This is a genomic window from Pseudoalteromonas sp. US3C1013, assembly GCF_048401115.1.
GTDB lineage: Bacteria > Pseudomonadota > Gammaproteobacteria > Enterobacterales > Alteromonadaceae > Pseudoalteromonas > Pseudoalteromonas undina.
This window is the reverse complement of record NZ_CP183075.1, coordinates 2,805,773-2,832,327: the sequence shown is the minus strand read 5'-3', so window position 1 is coordinate 2,832,327 and position 26,555 is coordinate 2,805,773. Positions and strand designations below refer to the sequence as shown.

General features: G+C 40.4%; 21 protein-coding genes. 16 read left to right on the top strand and 5 right to left on the bottom strand.

Annotated features, from left to right (window positions below; all coding sequences use genetic code 11):
• Positions 1–61: 61 nt before the first annotated feature.
• On the bottom strand, positions 62–868 hold the full coding sequence (locus tag ACNSN2_RS13195; protein ID WP_418607688.1) for an META domain-containing protein: 807 nt from the start codon (positions 866–868) through the stop codon (positions 62–64).
• Between the two features lie 126 nt (positions 869–994).
• Entirely contained in the window at positions 995–1,561 is a 567-nt protein-coding gene (locus tag ACNSN2_RS13190; protein WP_076921864.1) for a PhnA domain-containing protein, read from the bottom strand.
• A 265-nt stretch (positions 1,562–1,826) separates the two neighbouring features.
• Between ACNSN2_RS13190 and ACNSN2_RS13185 the strand changes: the two genes are divergently transcribed.
• From ACNSN2_RS13185 to ACNSN2_RS13155, 7 genes are all read left to right on the top strand, one after another.
• Entirely contained in the window at positions 1,827–3,101 is a 1,275-nt protein-coding gene (locus tag ACNSN2_RS13185) for an EAL and HDOD domain-containing protein (RefSeq protein ID WP_418607685.1), read from the top strand.
• Between the two features lie 53 nt (positions 3,102–3,154).
• Positions 3,155–3,763, top strand: a complete 609-nt coding sequence (locus ACNSN2_RS13180) for a paraquat-inducible protein A (RefSeq protein WP_010391723.1) — start codon at positions 3,155–3,157, stop codon at positions 3,761–3,763.
• Positions 3,764–3,826: 63 nt separating this feature from the next.
• Positions 3,827–4,201, top strand: a complete 375-nt coding sequence (locus tag ACNSN2_RS13175; RefSeq protein WP_075169911.1) for a hypothetical protein — start codon at positions 3,827–3,829, stop codon at positions 4,199–4,201.
• 108 nt (positions 4,202–4,309) lie between these two features.
• Positions 4,310–5,635 (top strand): TolC family protein, encoded by a 1,326-nt coding sequence (locus ACNSN2_RS13170; RefSeq protein ID WP_418607683.1) that lies wholly within the window; start codon positions 4,310–4,312, stop codon positions 5,633–5,635.
• Complete coding sequence (locus ACNSN2_RS13165; protein ID WP_418607681.1) at positions 5,625–7,124, top strand: efflux RND transporter periplasmic adaptor subunit; 1,500 nt, start codon at positions 5,625–5,627, stop codon at positions 7,122–7,124. Before ACNSN2_RS13170 ends, ACNSN2_RS13165 begins: the two co-directional genes overlap by 11 nt.
• Before the next feature lie 8 nt (positions 7,125–7,132).
• Entirely contained in the window at positions 7,133–10,249 is a 3,117-nt protein-coding gene (locus ACNSN2_RS13160) for an efflux RND transporter permease subunit (RefSeq protein ID WP_418607679.1), read from the top strand.
• Between the two features lie 145 nt (positions 10,250–10,394).
• Positions 10,395–10,850, top strand: a complete 456-nt coding sequence (locus ACNSN2_RS13155) for a hypothetical protein (RefSeq protein WP_418607677.1) — start codon at positions 10,395–10,397, stop codon at positions 10,848–10,850.
• Positions 10,851–10,920: 70 nt separating this feature from the next.
• On the opposite strand, the gene ACNSN2_RS13150 is transcribed toward ACNSN2_RS13155, so the two are convergent.
• Positions 10,921–11,427, bottom strand: a complete 507-nt coding sequence (locus ACNSN2_RS13150; RefSeq protein ID WP_010391731.1) for a glycine cleavage system protein R — start codon at positions 11,425–11,427, stop codon at positions 10,921–10,923.
• Between the two features lie 421 nt (positions 11,428–11,848).
• Here ACNSN2_RS13150 and ACNSN2_RS13145 point away from each other — a divergent pair, with 421 nt between their 5' ends.
• From ACNSN2_RS13145 to ACNSN2_RS13115, 7 genes are all read left to right on the top strand, one after another.
• Positions 11,849–14,083, top strand: coding sequence for an ABC transporter permease subunit (locus tag ACNSN2_RS13145; protein WP_076921869.1), 2,235 nt, complete (start codon positions 11,849–11,851; stop codon positions 14,081–14,083).
• A gap of 15 nt (positions 14,084–14,098) precedes the next feature.
• Complete coding sequence (pstA, locus tag ACNSN2_RS13140; protein WP_054202637.1) at positions 14,099–15,748, top strand: phosphate ABC transporter permease PstA; 1,650 nt, start codon at positions 14,099–14,101, stop codon at positions 15,746–15,748.
• A 19-nt stretch (positions 15,749–15,767) separates the two neighbouring features.
• A complete protein-coding gene (pstB, locus tag ACNSN2_RS13135; protein ID WP_008114812.1) occupies positions 15,768–16,595 on the top strand; it encodes a phosphate ABC transporter ATP-binding protein PstB in 828 nt (275 codons plus the stop codon).
• A gap of 44 nt (positions 16,596–16,639) precedes the next feature.
• Positions 16,640–17,341: a phosphate signaling complex protein PhoU gene (gene phoU / locus ACNSN2_RS13130; RefSeq protein ID WP_010391735.1), complete on the top strand. Its 702-nt coding sequence runs from the start codon at positions 16,640–16,642 to the stop codon at positions 17,339–17,341.
• A 150-nt stretch (positions 17,342–17,491) separates the two neighbouring features.
• Positions 17,492–18,166, top strand: a complete 675-nt coding sequence (locus ACNSN2_RS13125; protein WP_010391736.1) for a TIGR00153 family protein — start codon at positions 17,492–17,494, stop codon at positions 18,164–18,166.
• A 39-nt stretch (positions 18,167–18,205) separates the two neighbouring features.
• The gene (locus ACNSN2_RS13120; protein WP_055012403.1) at positions 18,206–19,474 is read left to right on the top strand and encodes an inorganic phosphate transporter; all 1,269 of its coding nucleotides are present in this window, start codon (positions 18,206–18,208) and stop codon (positions 19,472–19,474) included.
• Positions 19,475–19,555: 81 nt separating this feature from the next.
• Positions 19,556–20,473, top strand: a complete 918-nt coding sequence (locus ACNSN2_RS13115) for a hydrogen peroxide-inducible genes activator (RefSeq protein ID WP_054202636.1) — start codon at positions 19,556–19,558, stop codon at positions 20,471–20,473.
• Between the two features lie 48 nt (positions 20,474–20,521).
• On the opposite strand, the gene ACNSN2_RS13110 is transcribed toward ACNSN2_RS13115, so the two are convergent.
• Together ACNSN2_RS13110 and ACNSN2_RS13105 are read right to left on the bottom strand one after the other, a co-directional pair.
• Positions 20,522–20,725: a hypothetical protein gene (locus ACNSN2_RS13110; protein WP_010391740.1), complete on the bottom strand. Its 204-nt coding sequence runs from the start codon at positions 20,723–20,725 to the stop codon at positions 20,522–20,524.
• Between the two features lie 187 nt (positions 20,726–20,912).
• Positions 20,913–23,444, bottom strand: coding sequence for an EAL domain-containing protein (locus ACNSN2_RS13105; RefSeq protein WP_109874055.1), 2,532 nt, complete (start codon positions 23,442–23,444; stop codon positions 20,913–20,915).
• 809 nt (positions 23,445–24,253) lie between these two features.
• Between ACNSN2_RS13105 and queA the strand changes: the two genes are divergently transcribed.
• Together queA and tgt are read left to right on the top strand one after the other, a co-directional pair.
• A complete protein-coding gene (queA, locus tag ACNSN2_RS13100; RefSeq protein ID WP_418607673.1) occupies positions 24,254–25,285 on the top strand; it encodes a tRNA preQ1(34) S-adenosylmethionine ribosyltransferase-isomerase QueA in 1,032 nt (343 codons plus the stop codon).
• Between the two features lie 139 nt (positions 25,286–25,424).
• Positions 25,425–26,552, top strand: coding sequence for a tRNA guanosine(34) transglycosylase Tgt (tgt, locus tag ACNSN2_RS13095; protein ID WP_054202633.1), 1,128 nt, complete (start codon positions 25,425–25,427; stop codon positions 26,550–26,552).
• Positions 26,553–26,555 lie beyond the last annotated feature (3 nt).

Below are 26,555 nucleotides of genomic sequence, written 5' to 3'. Positions count from 1 at the left end.
TAAGCCCAGTTTAACTGGGCTTATTTATTTGCTTAGATGTGGGGTATTGTTACGTTCTTAATCAAAAGTAAACAGCGTTAAAGGTAGCAAGTTGGTTGCCTGCCTCATTTTGTAATACTAATTTTTCACCATTAATTTGCCATTGCGTTGCTGCCTGAAGCACAGCCGCCATCGCGCTTTCTTGTTCCATATTGTCATGACACATTTTTTGCGTGGTAGCTAACTGCGTAAAAGTCACTGCTTGCTTCGATACTTCATAACCGCCATTAAAGTTATTACATCCTAAAAAGCCGTGTACAGTGTTATCACTATTAAACTGAATAAATGGCTCTTTGGTATTCACTACAACAGGGTTGCCGTCGATTGAAACTGCTTTGAAGTAGGTGTTTACTAAGTCAACGTCTGGCTTTGGCGCTACTTTTGAAACAATAATCTCTAAAGGCTCTGATGAGGCCGTATTATCAAAAGGCGGGTTACTCGTTGTGCTGGTGTATAGCAAGTTTCCTTGATTATTAATGGTTGTACGCACGCTATAGCGGTGAGTTGGGTCAATCTTTTCAAGGTTATACTCAAGCTCTACTTTATAAGGCGGTGCGCCTACTAAATCAATTACCTGCTCAGAGATAACCGTTGCTGCCACATCCATTTTTGACACATCAACCAAGGTAACGGTTAGCTGTGAATTAGGCGCAATTAGGCTGCGATCTAAGTAACTAACTTGCACAGGTAAGGTGGTCATTGTTTGCGCCACAGCACTATTTTGCTGCGCTGCGTCATCGTTACATGCGCTCAGCATAAGTGTGCCACTTGCTAGAAAACACAAGCCTGCAATCGACTTTAACATTGAATTTGGCTTCGATGAGAACATAAGAGTTCCTTGATGGAGTATGGTATAAGGTCGCTAGCATACGGTTGAATTGCTTAATCATTGCTTAACTAGCAAATAAAGAAAGTCGAGATATAAAAAAAGGCGCTAGGCGCCTTGATTTATTACTTATTTTTTTACGTATTTAGTTAAAATTACAATACGCTGTCCATCAACACGTCCTTCAATATGTTCAGGGTTGCTGGTTAAGCCAATATTGCGCACGGCTGTACCGCGCTTTGCTGTTAAGCTGCTACCTTTCACATCTAAATCTTTTATTAACGTGACGGTGTCGCCAGCTTGTAGTACTACACCATTGCTATCAATGTGTTTAATATCATCATCTTCAGCAAGCGCTTGCTGCGCCCATGTTAATGTGTCTTCTTCAAGGTAAATCATATCTAGCGCGTCTTGTGCCCATCCGTTATCAGCTGCTAACTGAGTCAGCATGCGATAAGCAACAACTTGTACCGCAGGTGTTTGACTCCACATACTGTCATTTAAGCAATGCCAATGGGTCGGGGTTAAATCGCTATTGCCTTCAATTTGATCTTTACATGTTTGACAGGTGTAGATGCATTTATCTGAATGAGCTTCGGTAACAGGAGGAACTTCGTATACAGTTAGGTCGTCTGTTGCTGCGCAGAGTTCACATTGGTTACTGCTACGTTCTATTAAGGCTTGTTCAATGCTCATATAAGGGACTCTTTTTTGTGAGTTTATAAAAAATTAATAATCGCATTATACCTTATAACCATAACCTTTGGGTATGCTTAGAGCAGTTGTAAACTCAAAAACCCTATAAAAAATGAGGATACTAATAATTCTGCTCTAGGGTTATAAATTTAGTCTTATTTGTTTGTTTTTAATCTAATTAAAATTGCAGCAAGTCTTTAAAGTTTCACTATACTGGTTAAATAATAAAAAATAATGATGACATCACTGTTAAGTAGGAAGATTAATGCCAAATAATCTAGAGGTAAAAAATTCATCTATTTTGGTTACTCAATATATTGCTAGGCAACCAATTTTTGACGGTGATAAAAGTATTTTTGCTTATGAGTTGCTCTATCGCGATTCAGTTAATAATGCTTTTCCTGTAGGAACAACTGACGGGCAAGCCACTGGGCGACTTTTTTTTAATGCGCTAATGCTGGTTGGCATAGAAAAGCTAACGCTCAATCAAACTGCGTTTATTAATTTATCGAGCGAGGGGCTTTTAGAGGATTTGCCTAAATTATTACAGCCTGAGAATACTGTAATTGAAATTGTTGAGCGCACTGAAAATATAGAGCTTGTTGTTGAGAGAGTGACAGAGTTAAAAAAAGCAGGATATGTATTTGCGTTAGATGACTACGACTCACATGAAAAATGGCAACCATTACTCAGTTTGGTTGATTATATTAAGCTTGAAGTTGAAGAGCCCGTAATAAAAACCAGCATGTTGCTGAAAAAGCTCAAACGCAATTTTCCTAATATTAAAATAGTGGTAGAGCGAATTGAAACCTATGATGAATTTAGGCAGCTTAAAGAGGCTGGATGCGATTATTTTCAAGGGTTCTTTTTTGCACATCCAGAAATGCTCAGTTACAGCAATATTGAACCCTTAAAAATGGCTGTTTTAGACTTACTGCGTTGCACATCCCGCACAGATTTAGACTTTAATGAAATTAATCTACGCATTTCTAAAGATGTCGGTTTGACTGCACGCGTCCTAAAACTAGTGAATGCTCGCTCTGCTAATAAAAATTTAGTGATAACGTCTATTCCTCAGGCGGTTGTGTATTTAGGGGAAGATTCTATTAGAAAGTTTGTACGAGTATTGGCGCTAAGCGAGCTTGGCTCAGATAAGCCCAGTGAACTTACTCGTTTAGGCTTATGTCGAGCGCAGTTCATGCAAATAATTTTAGAACCAGGCGGAAAAGTCATTGCAGAACAAGGTTATTTAGTCGGCTTAATGTCGGTGCTTGATGCTATTTTAGATATGGAGCTGGAAGCTATTGCTAAAGAGTTTAGTTTAGGGGCTGAGTTATCTGGTGCACTATTAAGTTTTGAAGGCATGATGGGTAATTCTTTACATTTAATAAAAGCGGTAGAGGAAGATAATTGGCAATTGGCTAAAAAGTTGTTAGAAACTATTCGCCCAGCCTCGAATATTGAGACCGTATTTAGCGCCATGTTGGATGCACGCCAGTATGCGGATGAACTATTGGCCACTATTATTGAGCAAGACTAACGCAAAACGTTTGGGTATGATTGGCACATATTGATTTTACTTAGTATTACACCATGCGTTTATTTTTACCTATTACCACTATTTTAATTGCCTTAGCTTTATTAATTCCCGGGGTGACTCAGCCCGTACTGAGTATGGAAGGTAAAATTGATAAGTCTAAACTTGCTGAGGCGGGCATTGAAATGTTGGCAGATGAAGGGAATCAAAACACCCGTAATATGCTAATGATGATCTCGAGTATGTTGGGGTTAGATAAACTTGAAGGCGAGATCAGCGCTTATCAAAAAACGCGCAGTATTTGGGGCACCGTTAACGAGCTGGCCGATAACAAAAACTACTTAGTGGCGATACTAGTGGCGTTTTTTTCAATGGTGATCCCAACAATTAAGCTGCTGCTTCAATTGTTGTATTGTGTGCTGAAGGAGACTTCGTTTAAGCACAATCTTGGTAAGGTGATTATCGGTTTAAGTAAATGGAGTATGGTGGATGTGTTTGTTATTGCATTAATAGTGGCTTACATGGCTGGTAATGCAAACGCGAACTCAGAAGATTTACTTAATATGCATGCTGAGTTTGGTACTGGTTTTTGGTATTTTACCGGCTATTGCTTGTTCGCCATTGCGGCCAGTAGCTTCATAAAGCCAGTAGTAAAAACCAGTTAATTATTGAGTTTTAAACACAGTTCCCATAAACTTTAAACGTCTATTTATTTTTAGGTTAATTCATTGCAACGTATTTACTGTATTTTACTCACGCTAACTTTGTTACTCACTTTTGTGGGTCAAGCCGTTGCGTCTGTATCTATGGTATGTGATATGCCGCATACGAACATGGCAACCCATGCATCGATGCAGCATAGTAAGATGGCAATGAGTGACGATGCTGATACAACAACCATGTCTATGGATTGCTGTAGTGAGCAAAGCACGTTAACCCAAGATTGCAGTTGCCCGATGAGTGCTTGTAGTTCGCATTCAGCCTTGCATGTAAACTCACTATTTATAGCCTCCAAATTACCCTCTGAAAAAGTGCAACATGCTGTAATACAGCATCAAGTTAACTTTGCACGTTCTCTTTACCGTCCTCCTATGCCTGCATAATCGCAGGGTAGGTGTATTTAAAATTTAGTTATTTAGCTTATTGTCATCTATCTGCTTATAAATTTAATCGTTTTCATTCGTTATTTTTAAATTTAAGTGGAGCAAGTGATGAATCACTTCGCAGTATTAAAATCCGTGTGTATAAGTAGCTTGTTGAGTATTAGTGTCTCTGTACACAGTGCTGAACTAGGTTTAAATGAGGCAATTAACTATGCCTTAAACCATGAGCCCTGGCTTAAAGCTAGCAAGCAAAAACAATCATCAATTGAAGCAAAAAGTATTGCCGCAGGAACCTTACCCGATCCAGTGCTTACATTAGGGTTAATGAACCTACCAACTAATGGTTTTGCTTTTGATCAAGAAAATATGACCCAATTTAAAGTGGGAATTAGCCAATCACTGAGCCGAGGCGATAGCCTAGCACTTCAACAAAAGGCCCTTTCTCAGTCAGCTGCAGCAGAGCCTTGGCTGCGTAAAGATAGACTCGCGCAAGTAAAAACCATAGTTACTGAGTCATGGCTCAATGCTTATAGAGCGCAACGAAGCATTGCACTAATTGAGCAAGATAAAGCTTTGTTTACTCAGCTCATTGATATTACAGAATCAAGCTATGTAAGCTCGGTGGGCAAAACACGCCAACAAGATATTATTCGAGCGCAATTAGAGTTAACCCGCCTTGAAGATAAATTAATGCAACTGGAGCAGCAGCTACAAGGTGCTAAAAAGCGGCTAACACAATGGTTGCCTATCGCTATGCTGAGCCTGCCTGTCAGTGATGACTTTTCAGAGCTTACAGCATTAAAAATCTACACCGAGTTAGAGTATCAGCAATTAATGACCATGCTATTAAAGCACCCTGCAATTATGGCAATGGATAATGCAATAGTGGCAAAGCAAACTCAAATTAGTGTGGCTGAGCAAGGCTATAAACCGCAAATTGGCGTTAATATGGGGTACGGTTATCGTGATGACATGCCAATGGGTGGCTCGCGAGCAGACCTTTTCTCTGTGGGTATAAGTATTGATTTACCGCTGTTTACCGATAACCGCCAAGACCAACTAGTAAATGCTGCCATTGCTGATAGCGAAGAAGCTAAAACACAAAAATTAATAGCCCTTAAAAAGCTACAAGGGATGTACTTTAAGGAAGTTAGCCAGTTAGCGCGGCTTCATCAGCGCGCCGAGCTTTATCAAGCCAAGCTGCTGCCGCAAATGGCTGAGCAAGCTCAAGCGACCCTAAATGCCTACACTCGCGATGATGGTAATTTCTCAGATGTGATGCAAGCGCGTATTAGTCAATTAAATGCCAAGATAGACGCCCTAAACATTCATGTTGATCAAAAGATAATTATCGCAAGGTTAAATTATTACGCCAGTGCTGATGATACCAGCTTAAAAAACACACCACAGCAGGAGCCGAGCTATGAATACTAATTTAAAATTATTACTGGTGGCTATATGTAGTGCGGCATTAACTACGGGGATATTATTAAGCTTACCTAGTGAGCACTCTATGCCAACTGACAGTAAAGCCAGTAGTAAAAAAGAGCCGCTTTATTGGGTCGCACCCATGGACAGTAATTATCGCCGAGATGAACCTGGTTTATCGCCCATGGGCATGGATTTAGTGCCTGTTTACGAAGAGTCAGACAGTGGCGCAAATGAAGGGCCTGGCAGTATTCAAATTTCACCCACAGTGATTAATAATTTAGGTGTGCGTACCGCCCCTGTTGCGTTTGCTGCACTTGAAAATGAAGTTAACACGGTAGGTTATGTGCAATACAACCAAGACCAGCTAATTCATATTCATCCGCGCGTAGAGGGATGGGTCGAAACCTTATACGTTAAAGCCGCGGGTGATCAGGTTAAACAAGATGAGCCACTTTATACCTTATATTCACCACAGCTAGTGAATGCACAAGAAGAATTTGTGTTAGCGTTAAAGCGCAATAATCCGGTGCTAATTCGTGCCGCTAAAGCCCGTTTAAAATCACTCAATGTGTCTGATGGCTTTATTTCACGTCTGCAAAAAGGTCAGCAAGTACTGCAAAACATAACGTTTTATGCCCGCCAAGGTGGTGTTGTTGATGAACTTAATATTCGTGAAGGATTTTATGTTAAACCTGATACCTCAATGATGAGTATTGCTCAGCTTGATGAAGTATGGGTTGAGGCTGAGGTATTTGAGCGCCAAGCAGAACTTATTCGTGTTGGCTTGCCTGTAACCATGACACTCGATTATTTAAGTGGCCAACGCTGGCAAGGGCAAGTGGATTATATTTACCCTACCTTAGATGCTAAAAATCGTACTTTAAGAGTACGTTTGCGCTTTGATAACCAAGGCCATCAGTTAAAGCCTAATATGTTTGCTCAAGTCAGTATTCATAGTCAAGTAGCTGAAAAACAGTTAATCGTACCTAAAGAAGCTGTTATTCGCACTGGTAGCCAAAACCGTGTTGTAGTTGCACTTGGGGAAGGTCGTTTTAAATCGGTCGAGGTAACTTTAGGGCGAAGTGATGCGGCTAATACCGAAATTTTATCAGGTGTTATGGCAGACGATGAAGTGGTTACTTCAGCACAGTTTTTAATTGATTCAGAGTCGAGTAAAAACTCTGACTTTAAACGTATGCAAGCAGTTTCGCATAACAGTATGCAAATGAGTGATGCCAACCCAAATACGGCAACTGTAAATGGAGTAATTAATAGTATTGATGCTAATAATCGAATTGTGAATATCAGCCGTGAGGCAATTGAAAAGTGGGGCCGAGGACCTGCAACAATGGACTTTATGCTAGCAAAAAATGTAATGACTGAGATGCTCAAGCCTAATGATGAAGTTACTTTTACCTTTAGCATTGAGCAAGGTGAGTTTGTGATTCATACAATAACGCCTGTGCATGCTTCGCACAGTCAACATGAGTAGGAGTGGTTATGATTACTGCAATTATTCGCTGGTCTGTTGTTAACCGTTTTTTTGTTTTATTACTGACCGCAATACTGATTGGTGGTGGCTTGTATTCTGTAAAAAATACGCCTGTAGATGCCTTACCCGATTTATCAGATGTACAGGTTATTGTTAAAACATCTTATCCTGGGCAAGCGCCGCAAGTAGTGCAAGATCAGGTTACATTCCCAATTACCACGGCAATGCTATCGGTACCTGGGGCGCAAACAGTACGCGGCTTTTCGTTTTTTGGCGACTCCTATGTGTACGTTATTTTTGACGAAGACACCGATTTATACTGGGCACGAAGTCGTGTTCAGGAATATCTAAGTCAAGTATCTGCCCGTTTGCCTAGTACGGCAATTGCAGAGCTTGGCCCCGATGCCACCGGCGTTGGCTGGGTGTATTTATATGCACTCACTGATACCACCGGTAAGCATGACATCAGCCAATTACGCAGTTTACAAGATTGGTTTTTAAAATTTGAACTGCAAACTGTACCCGGTGTGTCCGAAGTGGCATCGGTAGGCGGCATGGTCAAACAATACCAAGTAAACGTTCAGCCCGATAAGCTTCGTGCTTATGGTATTCCGCTAAGCCTTATTCAAACTGCCATTAAGCAAGGCAATCAAGAAATGGGTGCATCGGTAGTTGAGATGGCAGAAGCTGAATACATGGTCACCAGTACTGGCTACGTAAAAAGTGTTGCTGATTTAGAAGCCATTCCTTTAGGTATAAACGCTAACGGTACTGCACTACAGTTACGTGATGTTGCTAATGTGCGTTTAGGTCCGCAAATGCGCCGCGGTGTTGCCGAGCTTAACGGCGAAGGCGAGGTGGCAGGTGGCGTAGTGGTTATGCGTTTTGGTGAAAACGCGCAAAAAACCATAGAGCTCGTTAAAGCTAAATTAGAGTCACTTAAAAAAGGGCTACCAGAGGGGGTTGAAATTGTACCTGTGTACGACCGCTCTCATTTAATAAAAGACGCAGTTGATAACCTCACTTCTAAATTAATGGAAGAGCTTATTGTAGTGGCTTTAGTGTGTGTGGTGTTTTTATTCCATGTACGCTCATCGCTGGTGGCTATTATTACCTTACCGTTAGGCATACTCACCGCTTTTATTATTATGTACTGGCAGGGTATTAACGCCAATATCATGTCATTAGGCGGGATTGCTATAGCGATTGGTGCTATGACCGATGGTGCGATTGTGATGATTGAAAATATGCACAAGCACATGGAGAAACAGCCACTAACAGATGAAAACCGTTGGCAAGTGGTGATTGACTCTGCCAGTGAAGTTGGGCCTGCGTTATTTTTTAGCTTATTAATAATTACAGTGAGTTTTATGCCGGTATTTATTTTAGAAGCTCAGGAAGGACGAATGTTTGCGCCATTAGCGTATACAAAAACCTATGCAATGGCAGCTTCTGCTGGATTAGCAATTACCTTAGTACCCGTACTGATGGGTTATTTCATTCGGGGTAAGGTGATATCTGAAAATAAAAATCCAGTTAACCGTTTACTGGTAAATAGTTATAAGCCGCTGTTAAACCTAGTACTCAAATTTCCAAAAAGCACCTTGCTGATTGCGCTAGTTATCACTTTAGTGGGCTTTTATCCGGTAAATAAAATAGGCAGTGAATTTATTCCACCTCTTGATGAGGGGGATCTAATGTATATGCCGACTACTTACCCAGGAATTTCAATAGGTAAAGCGCGCGAGCTATTGCAGCAAACCGATAAATTGATTGCCACTGTGCCCGAGGTAAAAACCGTATTTGGTAAAATTGGACGAGCGGAAACGGCAACCGATCCGGCACCACTGACCATGATTGAAACCTTTATACAGTTTAAGCCTAAGGAGCAGTGGCGCGAAGGCATGACCACTGAAAAGCTCAAACAAGAGCTGGATGCTTTAGTTAAGTTTCCTGGGCTGACGAACGCTTGGGTAATGCCAATTAAAACGCGGATAGACATGCTGGCTACAGGGATTAAAACCCCTGTGGGTATAAAAGTCGCGGGGCCAAATTTGAATGAAATTCAAAAAATAGGTCAACAAATAGAGGTATTACTTAAAGATCTTCCCGGTACGGCGTCTGTTTACTCAGAGCGTGTAGCGGGTGGACGTTATATTAAAGTAGATATTAACCGTGAAAAAGCAGCGCGCTACAGTTTAAATATTGCTGATGTGCAACAAGTAGTCGCAACCGCTGTTGGTGGCATGAATGTGACTGAAACGGTTGAGGGTCAAGAGCGCTACCCTGTAAATCTTCGTTATCCACAAGCGTACCGTGACTCCCCTGAAGAACTGATGCTTTTACCTATTGTTACTCCAACGGGTCAACGTATCGCACTTGCTGATGTGGCGGATGTATTTATTAGTGATGGCCCTCCTGGGATAAAAAGTGAAAATGCCCGTTTAAATGGTTGGAGCTTTATTGATATTAAAGATACAGATATTGGTAGTTATGTAGCAAATGCTCAGCAATTACTAAACGAGCAGCTAATTTTACCTGCTGGATACTCTATAACTTGGGCAGGGCAATACGAATACATGGAGCGTGCCAAAGCCAAACTGAGTTATGTGTTACCGCTTACCTTAGCCATTATTGTAGTACTGCTTTACCTTAACTTTAGAAGTTTCACTGAGGTATTTATTATTATGGCGACTTTACCACTGGCGATGATAGGAGGTATCTGGCTAATGTACTTAGAAAGCTTTAACTTCTCTGTTGCTGTGGGGGTCGGCTTTATTGCCCTTGCTGGGGTGGCCGTAGAAATAGGCGTTATAATGTTGGTGTATTTAAACCAAGCCTATAAAGCGCAGGTAGAGGCGGCTTCTAAAATGGGTAAAAGTTTGAGTATAGAGCAGCTTAAACAGGCGATACTAGAAGGTGCGGGTCTACGAGTACGTCCGGTAATGATGACAGTGGCAACCATAGTGATTGGCTTATTACCGGTGCTTTATGGCACAGGCACGGGGAGTGAAGTAATGAGCCGAATAGCCGCCCCCATGGTTGGCGGTATGTTTAGCGCTATTATTTTAACATTGCTGGTATTACCCGCGGTGTATTTATTATGGCGAAAGCGCAACCTATAATATTTACACTGATTGTGTAACTTGTACTGAAAATATCAGTACAAGTTAGGCAATCCTTTCTTTATCTACTGATTTTATTGCATTTCTTATTGGCATGATTCACGCATCTATTTAACCAATAGGTTTTAAAAAGTAAGGAACGCACATGCAAGTTAAAACAATTCAAGAAGTGTTCGATTGGACCGTTCAGTTTCATACACAAATGGCGGCTAATTTTTTTAGCGTAAGGGATTTACTTGGAGAGCATAACAAACAGTTAATCGATTATTGTGTTGAGTATGAAAAAAAACTCGCTGAGGATTTAATTGGCTTTAAAGCAATCACTGAAATAAAGACTTTAGATACATACTGCTATGAATATTTTTCAGAGCACTCAGAAATCATCAGCTTTACTGATTTAGATCGCAGTAATGAGCTAGATGAACTAGCGATTCAAGAGTATTTATCTCAGCAGCATCAAAAAGTATTAAATGCATACAGTTATTTGGCAGATAAAGCGCAGTCACCAGAGGCTCAAGAAAAGCTAGGGGAGATCTTACAGCTCGAAGAGCAAGGTTTGAAGCAGATGATGCAAAGTATTAATCGTCATGCAGACATGTAGCACTGGGTGTTATGCATAAAAAAGGCGCTATAATTAGCGCCTTTTTCGTGTTCATGATAATTAAGCTGATTTAACTTTGCTCTACATCAACCACTAAGTCACTCGTAATTGACTCAAGTGCATTAATAACCTCTTCTTTATTCAATCCGTTAGGCAGGCTCACGGTGGCAACAGCACTAAATATAGGCACTCCCCAGTTTGGCGCACTTTGCTGCCTAGAGTTTAAGTTTGTAATGTTCGCGCCTTTATGGCGAATAACACTTGCTAGCTCTTGCACTATACCAGGGCGATCGTTACCGGTGATCACAAAATTAAGTTGCTCAAGCTCTACAGGCTCAATTTCAGTGTTGCCCTTTTCAATGCGAACATCTAACTTAGGAAGCCCATTGAGCGCATTTTGAAATGTCTGTAAATGCTCTTCAGCCACTTCAACCTGTATAATGCCTGCAAAGTGCCCGAGTAAGTGACTCAAATTACTGCTTAACCAATTGCCATGGTTTTCTAATATAACCGATGAAATACTTTCTACTAAACCGGGGCGATCTTCCCCTAAAATAGTTATTACCAACTGCTTCATAATAGTTCTCTTTTTAAGCCCAAATGAAAAAATAAATGCATAGGCATTAAGTGATGCTATCTAATGTATGTGATTCTAAATGTATGTAAAAGCTAACCACAAAAGGATTGTTACATCTTAAGAGGTTACTTTGTTGTTGTTATATTAGATGCCCATAGAGTATTGTCTTGGATAAATAGTTTGTCCAATTAATAATTGATTTAGTTCATTAAGAACGTATAAATAAATACAATCACTACTACAAACAATACTTTAATCTTATTTAAAATCGTGATTTTGCTTAAAATCCACTCATAAAGCTGAAAGTTTAATCTGCAAAGACAAACAGACTCTATATAAGTAAAGAATTATTACGACTGTAACATTACTGTCACTTTGATGAAATATAATGCGCCCAACGTTAAGATATAAGGGTGTTTTGATGACTTCAAATCCGAATAAACCGACTTTTAATACGGATCGAAGCCGTCTATTTAAAGACCGGTTTGCTAAGTTTGGCATAACCGCAGGCGGTATAATGGTATTAATAGCACTGCTATTGATCTTCTTTTACCTTCTTTATGTAGTGCAGCCTATTTTCGAGTCAGCTAAAGTTGAAAAACGCGCTAGCTTTAATGTTGCTAATGCTGAGCAAATAGTAGGGCTTGGTGTTGAGGAGCAAACTGAGGTTGCTTATTTACTTGATGATCAAGGTCAAGTTAACTTCTACAGTGTTGATAAAGCAAAGTTTGGTAAAAAACTAAAAACACTTAATGCTACTTTACCCGCGCAGGTAACCAGTTTTGCAAATAGTGCTCCCTTTCAAGGGCATTATGCGTATGGTTTAGAAAATGGCACAGTGACAATTGTAGCGCCTAAGTTTTTAGTCACCTTCCCTAATAATGAGCGTAAGCTAACTCCGCGTTTAGGTTATCCACTGGGTGAAATGGCACTCGAAGTTGATGAGCAAGGTGCCGCTATTAAGCGTTTTGCCTTTAGCCATTATGAAGACAAAACAGCCGTTGTGGCACTTACTGCCGATAAACGTGTGGTATTTAGTAGCTTTGTAGCCGAAGAAAATATGTTTACCGGTGAAGTTGAATGGCAAGTAGAACGCACCGAGCTTAACGTTGATGGTCGCGTAGATGAGCTATTAATGTCGCCAGATACCACCCGCACATTTGTTCGTTCTGCCAATCAAATTTACGTATTCGATACCCGCTACCCAAGTGAAGTTGAGCAAATTCAATTATTATCTGCCAATGAAGAAAACGCGAATATAGTGTCATCACAACTATTGGCTGGTGCAAACTCACTGATGTTGGCCAATGATAACGGTGAAATATCCCAGTGGTTTGAAATCAATACAGACTCAGGGCGTGAATTTCAAAAAATCCGTTCGTTTGAAACTACCAAACAAAGCAAGCTGAATATTTTTACTGAGTTTTATCGTCGTACCTTTTTTACAACAGGTCAAAATGGTGAATTAGGGCTTTATTACACAACCAGCGAAGCAAAGTTATGGCAAGGTAAAGTCAGTGACGGTGCAATTGAGCAGTTTGCCATCGCTCCGCGTTCAAATGCGGCGCTAATTTTAGCTGATAACAAGCTGACGGTTTTAGAAATTCATAACGAGCATCCAGAAGTAACGTGGTCAGCGCTTTGGCAAGAGGTGTGGTACGAAGGCTATCCTGAGCCGGGTTATATTTGGCAATCTACTTCTGCCAGTGATGATTTTGAATCGAAGTTTTCACTAGTGCCAATTTCATTTGGTACTTTAAAAGCTGCTATGTACGCAATGTTATTTGCTGTACCTATTGCTATTTCAGCCGCTATTTATACTGCTTATTTTATGTCGAGCGAATTGCGCCGTGTGGTAAAGCCAACGGTTGAAATAATGGAAGCTCTGCCTACGGTAATACTCGGCTTTTTAGCTGGCTTGTGGTTAGCGCCTTTAATTGAAGAGCACTTGCCGGCTATTGTTGGTTTACTGGTGTTACTGCCATTGGGTATTTTAGCAACCGCTTTAGGCTGGAATAAATTACCTGCGGTTATTCGCCATAAAATCCCTGAAGGCTCACATTCAATTTTATTAATACCAGTGGTGTTATTTATTGGTTGGTTGTCGTTTGCGATGAGCGAAAGTATTGAGTTATGGATGTTTGATGGCAATGTGCGTCAATACCTAACTAATGAATTAGGCATGACCTTCGATCAGCGTAATTCATTAGTAGTGGGTATCGCGATGGGCTTTGCGGTTATTCCAACTATTTTCTCAATTGCCGAAGATGCGGTATTTAGTGTGCCTAAACATTTATCAAATGGCTCGTTAGCTTTAGGTGCTACGCAGTGGCAAACCCTAATTCGTGTGGTGTTATTAACCGCCAGCCCAGGTATTTTTTCTGCAGTAATGATGGGATTAGGCCGTGCCGTAGGCGAAACTATGATTGTACTTATGGCTACCGGTAATACCCCAATTATGGATTGGAGTATTTTCCAAGGCATGCGTACCTTAGCCGCTAATATCGCCGTCGAAATGCCTGAGTCGGAAGTAGGGAGTTCGCATTACCGAATTCTATTCTTAGCCGCCTTTGTATTATTCATATTCACCTTTATTTTCAACACAGTTGCTGAGTTTGTTCGTCAGCAGCTGCGTGAAAAATACAGCTCAATGTAAGTGGAGAAACACGACATGGTAAAGCAGTGGTTTAGGTCTGGTTCTCCTTGGATTTGGATGACCGGTGGTGCTGTCAGCATTAGTTTAATTTCAGTAATTGGTTTACTCGCCATGATTGCATGGAAGGGACTAAGCTTTTTTTGGCCATCTCAAGTTATGCAGTATGAGCTTGAAGGTTCAATTGCTAAGCAAACCGTTATTGGTGAAATTTATGACCGTGAATTAGTACCTAAGTCGCGTTTAGCGGCAACCGGTATTGATGTTTCTAAATTTGAAAAAGACGAGGTTGAGCGTTTACTAATTAAAACGGGTAACCGTGAGTATGTTGATTTAGATTTTCGCTGGATACTCGAAACCGATATCAAACAAAGCTCAGCGCCTAAAGCACTTGCGGTGTTTGAGCGCAGCAAAAACGGTAATTTTTACGGGTATGTAGAAAGCGTCATTAAAGATGGTCAGACGGTAACAGCTGATAAAGTTGAAACCTTACATGACCTTGTAGAGCGTGCGGTTGACTTAAACGACGAAGCGCTTGATTTACAAAATGGCGACATAGGGCATATTAACTATGAGCTAGAGCGTTTACGTTTACAGGAAAAAGCCTACTTGCTTGATAACGAGCTAACCGACGAACGTGTTGCTGAACTTGCTCAAGCGCGTGCTGATTTACGTACGAAATATGGCGAATTAGAAAAAGAGTTATTCGCACTGCGTAAACAGGCTAAACGTGACCAAGTAACCGTAAAGGATATGCGTGGTGAGGTTGTTACAATCCCGCTATATCAAGTGTTGGATGTATGGTTTCCAAACGATATGGGCTTTTTTGCTAAACTAGGTCATTACTTTGTGCAGTTAGGTAAGTTTGTTTCAGATGACCCACGTGAAGCCAATACCGAAGGTGGCGTATTTCCTGCTATTTTTGGTACGGTATTTATGGTGATGTTAATGGCTGTTATTGTAACGCCATTTGGCGTGGTTGCTGCTATTTACTTACATGAATATGCGGCTAAAAACGCAATTACTAAAATGATCCGTATTGCGGTTATTAACTTGGCGGGTGTTCCGTCTATTGTATACGGCGTATTTGGCTTAGGCTTCTTTGTTTATATGGTTGGTGGTAGTGTTGACCAATTATTTTATCCTGAGTCATCGCCTACCCCTGTATTTGGTACACCTGGTGTGATGTGGTCGGCACTTACCTTGGCTATATTAACGTTGCCTGTGGTAATAGTGTCAACCGAAGAAGGTTTATCTCGTATTCCTAGTACAGTGCGCGATGGTTCATTAGCACTGGGTGCGACTAAGGTAGAAACGCTATGGCGAATCATTATTCCTATGGCCAGCCCTGCAATTATGACGGGATTAATTTTAGCGGTTGCTCGTGCTGCGGGTGAAGTCGCACCGCTTATGCTGGTGGGTGTGGTAAAAATGGCGCCAACGTTACCGCTTGATGGTAACTTCCCATATATACATTTAGACAGAAAGTTCATGCACTTAGGTTTTCATATTTACGATGTTGGCTTTCAAAGTCCGAACGTTGAAGCGGCGCGTCCGCTGGTATATGCAACGGCCTTTTTGTTAGTGTCGGTTATTATTACCCTTAACATCACAGCCATTGGTATACGTAACCATTTACGTGAAAAATTCAGATCGCTTGAGCATTAATTTAGTATAGGTAACAAACATGATTACAGTCGCTCCAAAAGTAAACCAAGCAAAGCCAAGCTTGAAGTTAGATTTAAATAATTTAACAGACGAACAAAAAGCGCTAGAAATTAAAGATCTCGACCTTTACTACGGTGATAAACAAGCACTGAGTAAAGTAAATATGAATATTCCTAAAGGCCAAGTAACGGCATTTATCGGCCCGTCAGGTTGTGGTAAATCAACCTTATTACGTTGTATTAACCGCATGAACGACTTGGTTGATATTTGTCGTATTGAAGGCGAAATCATGCTGCATGGACAAAATATTTACGATAAAAGCGTTGATGTTGCAGCCCTTCGTCGTAATGTCGGCATGGTGTTTCAGCGTCCAAACCCATTTCCAAAATCAATTTATGAGAATGTGGTTTACGGTCTTCGCCTGCAAGGCATTAAAGAAAAGCGTAAGCTAGATGAAGTGGTAGAGCAATCGCTACGTGGTGCGGCTCTTTGGGATGAAGTAAAAGACCGACTGCACGATAGCGCATTTGGTTTATCGGGTGGTCAGCAGCAACGTTTAGTTATTGCCCGCTCCATTGCGATCGAGCCTGAGGTATTACTACTTGATGAACCAACATCAGCACTCGATCCGATTTCAACCTTAGTAATCGAAGAGCTAATTAATGATTTAAAGAATAAATTTACTGTGGTTATTGTTACTCACAACATGCAACAAGCGGCCCGTGTTTCAGATCAAACAGCGTTTATGTATATGGGTGAGCTGATTGAGTATTCTGATACTAATACCTTATTTACGACGCCTACGAAGAAAAAAACAGAAGATTATATTACTGGTCGTTACGGCTAGTCGGGTTAAAACGCGAAAGCAATGAATTATTAAAGAAGGTCATTATGGAACACAACATTAATAAACATATTTCTGGTCGTTTTAATCAAGAGCTAGAAGATGTTCGTAACCATGTATTAAGCATGGGTGGATTGGTTGAGCAACAACTTAATAGCGCGCTTGATGCAGTAAGCCAAAACGATGCGGTATTGGCACAAAAAGTACGTGAAAACGACTACAAGGTTAATGCAATGGAAGTCAGTATTGATGAAGATTGCACCCGTATTATTGCTAAGCGCCAACCAGCAGCCAGTGATTTACGTTTGGTTATTGCAATAGCAAAAACCATTGCCGATTTAGAAAGAATTGGCGATGAAGCTAAGCGAATTGCTAAAGTTGCACTAGACTCATTTACTAAGGATCAACAAGATTTATTAGTAAACATTGAAAATATGGGTCGCCAAGTATCTAAAATGTTGCATGACGTTTTAGATGCGTTTGCACGTATGGATGTGCAACGCGCATTTGAAGTGCATAAAGAGGATGCTAAAGTAGATAGAGAGTATGAAGCAATTACTCGTCAAATAATGACCTACATGATGGAAGATCCGCGCTCAATTCCAAAAATTATGGATTTAGTATGGTCTGTTCGCTCATTAGAGCGTATCGGTGATCGTTGTCAAAACATCGCTGAATATGTCATTTATTTTGTAAACGGCAAAGATATTCGTCATACATCTCAAGAAGATATTGAAAAATCACTGTAGTGATACGAATAACTAAAAAATATCAAAGGCAGTAATACACTGCCTTTTTTATTTTTTGTAAATAATTGAATAAGAAAAAGCGTTCACAATCTAGCTTAATGCTGTAAAATTCAGGTTGAACAGCATATTGAATTGATTAAAGGGTCAGTTATGCCAACAAATTTTTTAGGTGTTTTTGCAAAATCACCTATAAAGCCAATAGAAGAACACATCAGAAAGGCTCATCAAGCTAGCGAAAGTTTGATACCTTTTTTTAATCATGTTTTTAAAGAAGAGTGGCAACAAGCAGAAGAGCTACGTTTAACCATTCGTAATATAGAACGTGAAGCTGATGAAATGAAAAGAACTATACGTTTACAATTACCTGGCGGATTATTTATGCCGGTAGAGCGTACAGATCTGCTCGAATTAGTAACCCAACAAGACAAAATTGCTAACAAGGCAAAAGACATTGCTGGGCGTGTAATTGGTCGTGAGATGATCATACCAAAAGAGATTCAAGAAGACTTTTTGGCATACGTAACTCGTTGTGTTGATGCAACTAAACAAGCATCTAAAGCGATCAATGAGTTAGAAGAATTGTTAGAAACGGGCTTTAAAGGCAGAGAAGTAACTCTGGTTGAAAAAATGCTCGTAGAATTGGATGCCATAGAACAAGACACGGATGAAATGCAAATTAGAATACGCCGCCAACTACGTAAAGTAGAAAGTGAGCTAAATCCAGTTGATGTGATGTTTTTATACAAAATCATTGAATGGGTTGGCGAGCTTGCAGATATTGCAGAGCGCGTAGGATCACGTCTTGAGCTGATGTTAGCTCGTTAATTTAAAATCAGTTCAAACACGAAAGATTAAGGTTACACAATGGATATCATTGCATCTTACGGCACGGTATTAATTTTAATTGCCGCAGCAGTCGGCTTTTTTATGGCTTATGGTATTGGCGCAAACGACGTTGCCAACGCGATGGGTACATCAGTAGGTTCAAAAGCACTTACCATTAAACAAGCGATTTTTATCGCGATGATTTTTGAGTTCGCAGGTGCTTATTTAGCGGGTGGTGAAGTAACATCAACAATTCGTAAAGGGATTATTGATGCGGCCCCATTTGCCGATATTCCTGAGCTGATGGTTTTAGGTATGATCGCCTCTTTATTCGCCGCAGGCAGTTGGTTATTAATGGCCTCATTTTTAGGTTGGCCGGTATCGACTACTCATTCAATCATTGGCGCTATTATTGGTTTTGCTCTAGTTGCAGTAGGTACAGAGGCTATTCAATGGGGTAAAGTTGCCGGTATTGTAGGTAGCTGGGTTGTAACGCCAGCGATATCAGGTTTTATAGCTTACTTAATATTTATGAGTGCGCAAAAGCTGATTTTTGACACCGACGCTCCACTTAAAAATGCAAAGCGCTTTGTACCAATATACATGGGTTTAGCTGGCTTTATCATGGCACTTGTGACCATTAAAAAAGGCTTAAAGCACATTGGTATTAATTTAGGTACCGTTGAAGGTTTTGCTATTTCTATTGGTATAGCGGTACTGGTTGCTGTTATTGGTAAAATTGCTATTTCTCGTTTAAATATCGATCCTAAAGCGGATAGAGAAATGCAGTTTAACAATGTAGAAAAAGTATTTGCGGTACTTATGGTACTAACAGCTTGTTGTATGGCATTCGCTCATGGTTCTAACGATGTTGCTAATGCAATTGGGCCTCTAGCTGCTGTTGTAAACATTGTTGAAAACAATGGTGAAATTGCGAAGAAAGCCGCTATTGCTTGGTGGATATTACCACTAGGTGGTTTAGGTATTGTTGCCGGTCTTGCTATTTTAGGTAAAAAAGTAATTAAAACCATTGGTGAAGGTATTACTCATTTAACACCAAGCCGTGGTTTTGCTGCTGAATTAGCTGCTGCCTCTACCGTTGTTATTGCATCGGGCACAGGCTTACCTATTTCAACCACACAAACCCTAGTAGGCGCTGTGTTGGGTGTAGGTATGGCACGTGGAATTGCCGCACTTAACATGGGTGTAATAAGAAATATTGTAGTTTCTTGGGTAATTACATTGCCAGTTGGTGCTGCCCTTGCTATTGTTATTTTCTACGTACTAAGAACCGCCTTTGGGGTTTAATAAAAAGTACTTAAAAGACTTTTAGCTTGAAAAGATCTCAATGCCCTTGGTGTTGGGGTCTTTTTATTTGTGGAAAGAAAAATGACCAATCTCCCTAGTATTAAACAGCTGCAGTATTTATTAGCTGTGCATCAACATCAACATTTTGGCCGAGCAGCAAGTGCCTGTTTTATTGGTCAGTCAACGCTCAGTACTGCGATTCAAAACCTAGAGGAAACTTTAGGATGTCAGCTTATAGAGCGAGAAAATCGCAGCCTAATGTTTACCACTATTGGTGAAGAGGTGGTTGAGCGTTCAAGAAAAATAATCAACGATACTATTAGTTTAAAAGAGTTAACTAAAAGCTTTTTAACACCGCTTAGTGGTACATTAACAGTAGGTGTTATTCCTACGATTGCGAGCTTTATTGCAGCGCCTTTGTATCACTTTTGTCAGCAAACATTTGTAGATTTAGAGTTGGTACTGATTGAAGACACCAGCGATAAGTTACTTGATAAGTTAGAGCATGGTCAAATTGACTTAGCATTATTAGCGCTGCCCTACGAAACCGATAAATTTCATACCCAAGTATTAGCGCAAGATCACTTTAGTTTAGTGCACCATAAAGACTACACACCAGCCAAAGGCATTGAAGACTTTAATTTATTACCAGAAGCCAGTGTATTTTTACTTGAGCGAGAACACTGTATGACAGGGCATGCGCTCAGTGCGTGCCATTTAAATCGCTCTAGCTGTATAAACCCCTTTGAGGCGGCTAGCTTACATACTTTATTGAGTATGGTTGAGTATAAACTTGGCGTGACGTTTTTGCCGCAAATGGCGATTAATGCGGGTATTTTAGAAAACAAAAACATGCTAGCTACGCCATCGCAAGGCGATGCCTATCGCGATATTGGTGTATTGTGGCGTAAAACAACAGGGCGCATTCGTGACTTTAAATTGTTTAGCCAACAATTAGAGCTCTTTTTGAAAAAGCAGTGTAGTGTTGATTTTAAATAGGTAAAAAAAAAAGCGTATTTTAATTAATACGCTAAATAACACGGGGAATTATAGAGGCTGCTTATGCTGGCTGTGGTAGCTCTCTAGCGGCGGTAAAAATAGTAAGTAAACCCATACAACAACATTAAAGTACGGGACTAGCCCAAGCACTGTAAAGGTTTTTACAGGGTAGCCTTTAATCTGGGCATACTTGTAACATTGAAGCGCAATAGCAAAGTGTATAAACAATAATAACGTGATTAGTTGCGTCATAAACATCCTCCTTATGCCCCTATGTCCACCTTTAACAGTATAGACATCTAGACGATAAGAAATAAAGATGTCACGTAAAATTAAGGTAATCACTTAATTTTCATGACATTGTGCTGCCGATAAGCAAAGTATAGGTTAGATGGGCAAATTTGGAAGTAATAAATTGCTTAAATTTGTTTATTAATGTTTATAGTGACGTGAGGGTGTCTTGATAAAAAATAGGGTTGTTTTTAATTTTTTCTAACTCAATCAGTACCTTGTCAATTGGTACAGGGCGAGCAATAAAGTAGCCTTGCCCATAGTCGATACCAATTTCTTTAAGTGCAAAAAATACTTCTGCAGTTTCTACATATTCGGCAACAGAGCGCTTATCTAGTGAGCGACTGATGTCATTTATGGCTTTCACTAGCGCTAAGTCAATGGAGTCATTGAGCATATCGCGAACAAATGAGCCGTCAATTTTTACGTGTTGGGCTGGTAATTGTTTAAGGTAATTAAAGGTACTGAAGCCGGTGCCAAAGTCATCAATTGAAAAGTGGCAACCTAAATTATTTAGTCGTTCAATCATTTTTCGTGTCGCCGCTAAATTATTAATACTGGCCGATTCGGTTATTTCAAAAATAATTTTCGCAGGAGACACTTGATACTTCTCAAGGGTCGACTCTATTAATGGCAGCAAACGCTCATCTAAAAATGACTGTGCCGATAAGTTTATTGCAATCTGAAGAAGCTCTGGATGTGCAGCAACACTCGCAATGCTGTTACGAATAACACATTGGTCCATTAAAAAGGTATCGTTAAGCATTTCCAATGAGGGAATAAATTGATTAGGGTAAATAAGTTCGTCGTCTAGCTTTAACCTTAGCAGTACTTCAAAGTAGGCAACCTGATTAGTTTTAAAATCCCAAATGGGTTGATAATGAAGCTCTATGCTGTCTTGTTGGAGTGCTTGACGTACCCCATGGCCCCACTCTAAACCCGTTTGCAGCGCATTGTTCTCACCATCTTGTTTTGAATAACAATGTACTAAGTTACGACCTAAATTTTTAGCAATATATAACGCAATATCTGACTGCTTTAAGCATTCATTCGGATCGCAGTTATCAGCGGTAATTTGGGTTAAACCAATCGAGCAACTAATTGAATAGATTTGCTCTTCAGATTTAAATTGGTTGCCTTCAATGGCACTACAAATTCCTTCTGCGATTAAATGTGCATCCAATAAATTGGTATTTTTAAGTATCACCGCAAACTCATCGCCACCGACACGGCAGATCAGATGCTCATTACTAATATTGGCAATAAATAGCTGCGCCACTTCTTTTAAAACAATGTCACCTTGTTGGTGGCCTTTACTGTCATTTATTATTTTAAAGTGGTCAAGGTCAATATAAATAAGCGCATGTTCAATATTTGTATGGGTGTTTTCGCTCTGGCAAATATAGTTAAGCTGTTGGTCAAAATAATAACGGTTGTGTAGTCCTGTTAAGGTGTCATGCAGGGCTAAATGGCGCAATTGCAACTCTGCTTGTTTGCGCTCATGAATGTTATCGAGTGTGGCGGTGATAGTGGCGTTGTTGCTGCTATTTTTTATTAACTGAAGCCGACATTCTACCCACACTGAGTTACCATTTTTTTGGCTCAGTTTAACTTCTATTTTTTGTTTGTTCGCACCACCTTGTAAAATATCATCAATTGTTGATTGTAATGACTGTTTATGTTCTGTGGTACAAAAAGCAGTGAGTGGTTGTTGTAAGGTCGACTTAACTCCAAAGCCGCTCAGAGATTCCCATGCAGGGTTTATAAAGCGAATATTCCCTTGTTGGTCTAGTTCAAGTACAACCGTGTTTAAGTGCAATAAAATACGCTGATGTGCTGAAAACAGGTCGCGATATTTAACTTCACTAATACTTAGCTGCTGTACCTTATTAGCAAACTCAGCATAGCTCACCATAAAATCTTCTCGACGAGCAGCATGATCACAGACTTTATTTAAAAATGAGGGATCGTAAGGAGCACGAATAAAATCGGTAACGCCAGAAAGTAATAATTGCTCAGCGTAATCGGCATCGTTTTTATCAATAATAGTAACAATGGCTTGTTGAGGGTTATGCTGCAGAATCTTTTCAACTAATTGATTTGAACTCTCAGCTTGTGCTGCAGTGGCATCGAGTAGCACGATAGCAAACGGCTGCTGATTATAGGCACTTAACGCGGCTTTTTCGTTAGTAACATGAGTAATTGCAAAGTTTAGCTTTAACTGTTCACTCATATCATTTGCCCTGCTGGCAAAGGGTTCTAATAACAATAGGTTTAAGCGACTACTTTTTTCTAAATGGCTCGATAACACATTTGCTAGTATCTGCGGCAATATATCTTGGCGTTCAAAAGGCAGTACCGCATCTATACCATAGCTACGTGCGGTAGTTTCGGCGATACGCTCACAATAAATGGGCGGAATTAGCAAAATAGGCGTGTTTTTCGGCGTTTTAAGTAAACCAGAGCGGATCATACGTGAAAACCGCCAACCATCAATCTTACCTACATCTAAGCCGGTTATGATTATATTTACGCTTTGATTCTTTAAGATTTTTAACGCATCTTGGCTGTCTGAGGCTTCAATAAACTCAAACACACTAAGTCTCTCCAGCGTGGCACGTATAGTCTGTCGCTCATCATTACTTGCATTTAATATTAGCAATTTAAGCTGTTTCGCCACTTAGGTACCACTCCGAGAAATGCAGATCATAAAACTGTAAGAGTAATGATATTTAGCCATAAGAACAAGCGTATTTAACCGCTATTTTAAATGTAGTTCATTAGTGGCCAATTAGGGAGAATATAAGGGATATTTTGAGCTTCATTAGTAATAGTGATTAGGGAGAATATAAGGGATATTTTGAGCTTCAATAGTAATAGTGATTAGGGAGAATATAGGGGTTATCTTGAGCTTCGTTACTAATAGTTAAATACCCAAACCACCTCAAAATGCAGAATTCAGCGCTTCACAGGGGCTTAATATCAAGGCGATACTTTGCAGTAATGGTAGTCCCTTTCAAGAAGTAGCAACGATGAGAGTATGCCCCTGTGAAACGCCCACGGGTTGGCTTAAAAGCGATTTATACTGCGTTATTGATATTAATAATAGAACCACTATTATTTGCAATCAATGCCTTGCCTAAATCGCTTTTAATTCCAACGACACTCGCATTTTGAGGTGGTTTAAATATACCCAAACCACCTCAAAATGCAGAATTCAGCGCTTCACAGGGGCTTAATATCAAGGCGATACTTTGCAGTAATGGTAGTCCCTTTCAAGAAGTAGCAACGATGAGAGTATGCCCCTGTGAAACGCCCACGGGTTGGCTTAAAAGCGATTTATACTGCGTTATTGATATTAATAATAGAACCACTATTATTTGCAATCAATGCCTTGCCTAAATCGCTTTTAATTCCAACTGAAACTCGCATTTTGAGGTGGTTTGGGTATACACTTGGCGCGATTTTAAATGATGTGGAATTCTAACAATGCGCGTAGCTGATTTTAGCTTTGACTTACCTGATGAATTAATTGCTCGTTTTCCTAAAGCAGACAGAACCAGTAGCCGTTTATTGAGCTTAGATGGGCCGAGCGGTGCTGTTGAGCATAAAATATTTAGTGACATTCTCGAACTGGTTAACGAAAACGACTTATTGGTTTTTAACAACACCAAAGTAATACCTGCGCGTATGTTTGGTCAAAAAGAATCTGGCGGTAAAGTTGAAGTGCTGGTAGAGCGTGTATTAGACGAGCACCGGGTTCTTGCGCACATTCGTGCTAGTAAATCGCCAAAACCGGGCAATGTACTCATTTTAGAGGGCAAAGCAAAAGCCATTATGGTGGCACGCCACGATACGTTATTTGAGCTTGAGTTTGACCGCAGTGAAAATGTGCTCGACATTTTAAATGATGTTGGCCATATGCCGCTTCCTCCTTACATTGATCGCCCAGATAATGAAGCGGACCGAGAGCGATACCAAACAGTATATGGCGAAAAGCCAGGCGCCGTTGCAGCACCAACAGCAGGCCTTCATTTTGATGATAAACTCATGGCTGCACTTAAAAATAAAGGCGTACAAATGGCCTTTGTTACCTTGCATGTTGGCGCAGGTACATTCCAGCCGGTTAGGGTAGAAAGTGTTGATGAGCACATCATGCACTCTGAATATATTGAAGTGCCGCAAGCTGTGGTGGATGCGGTTGCAAGCACTAAAGCCAAAGGCGGGCGTGTGATTGCGGTAGGTACAACTTCAGTTCGCTCACTAGAGTCGGCAGCAAAAATACATGGCGGCAAGTTAGATACTTACTTTGGTGATACCGATATCTTTATTTTTCCAAGTTATCAATTTAACGTTGTTGATGCCATGGTCACCAACTTCCATTTACCTGAATCAACTCTAATTATGCTGGTCAGTGCCTTTGCAGGGCAAGACAATATTATGGGTGCTTACAATACTGCGATTGAACAACAGTATCGCTTTTTTAGCTATGGCGATGCGATGTTTTTGACCCGTAAATAATTTACAGCGTTATCGGTTTTTATTTTACTCCTAAGCACAGTGAATTTATCACTGCTAATAGTAATAGGGTGGTAAAAAGGGTAGAATCGAGCGGTTAAATTATAGCTTGTTGGACTGTTTTTCCGACACAGAGGATATTATGAAATTTGAATTAGACTGCACCGATGGCAAAGCACGCCGCGGTCGCTTAATTTTTGACCGAGGTGTAATAGAAACACCAGCGTTTATGCCTGTAGGCACTTATGGCACGGTTAAAGGCATGACACCTGATGAAGTTAAAGCAACGGGTGCACAAATCTGTTTAGGCAATACATTTCACTTAATGTTGCGTCCAGGTACTGAAATCATCAAACAGCATGGTGATTTACACGATTTTATGAACTGGGACTTCCCAATTCTTACTGACTCAGGCGGTTTCCAAGTATTTAGCCTTGGCGCAATGCGTAAAATCACTGAAGAAGGCGTAATGTTCCAATCGCCAGTTAATGGTGATCAAATTATGATGTCGCCAGAGAAATCAATGGAAGTGCAGCGTGATCTTGGCTCAGATATCGTGATGATATTTGACGAATGTACGCCATATCCTGCCACTGAAAAAGAAGCCAAAGACTCTATGGAGCTTTCTCTTCGTTGGGCTAAGCGCTCAAAAGAAGGGCATGGCGACAACCCGTCAGCATTGTTTGGTATTATTCAAGGCGGTATGTATCCTGAGCTTCGTGCACAATCACAAGCGGGCCTTGAAGAGATTGGTTTTGATGGCTATGCGCTTGGTGGTTTATCGGTTGGTGAACCTAAAAATGAAATGATTAATATTCTTGATCATTGTGCTTATAAAATGCCAGAAAACAAACCACGTTATTTAATGGGTGTAGGCAAGCCAGAAGACTTAGTTGAGTCGGTTCGTCGTGGTATTGATATGTTTGACTGTGTAATGCCAACGCGTAATGCACGCAACGGTCACTTATTTATTACAACGGGTACCATTAAAATCCGTAACGCAGTGCATAAAACAGATACAGGTCCACTTGATCCAGAGTGTGATTGCCATACCTGTAAAAATTATTCGCGCGCCTACTTGCATCATTTAGACAAATGTAACGAAATTTTGGGTGCACGACTAAACACTATCCATAACTTACGATACTATCAACGTGTTATGGAAGGTTTGCGTAATGCTATTAGCGAAGGTCAACTAGAGACATTTGTCCACGATTTTTACGCTCGCCGAGGCCAAGAAGTGCCAGAGCTAGCTGATACAACAAATTAAAAT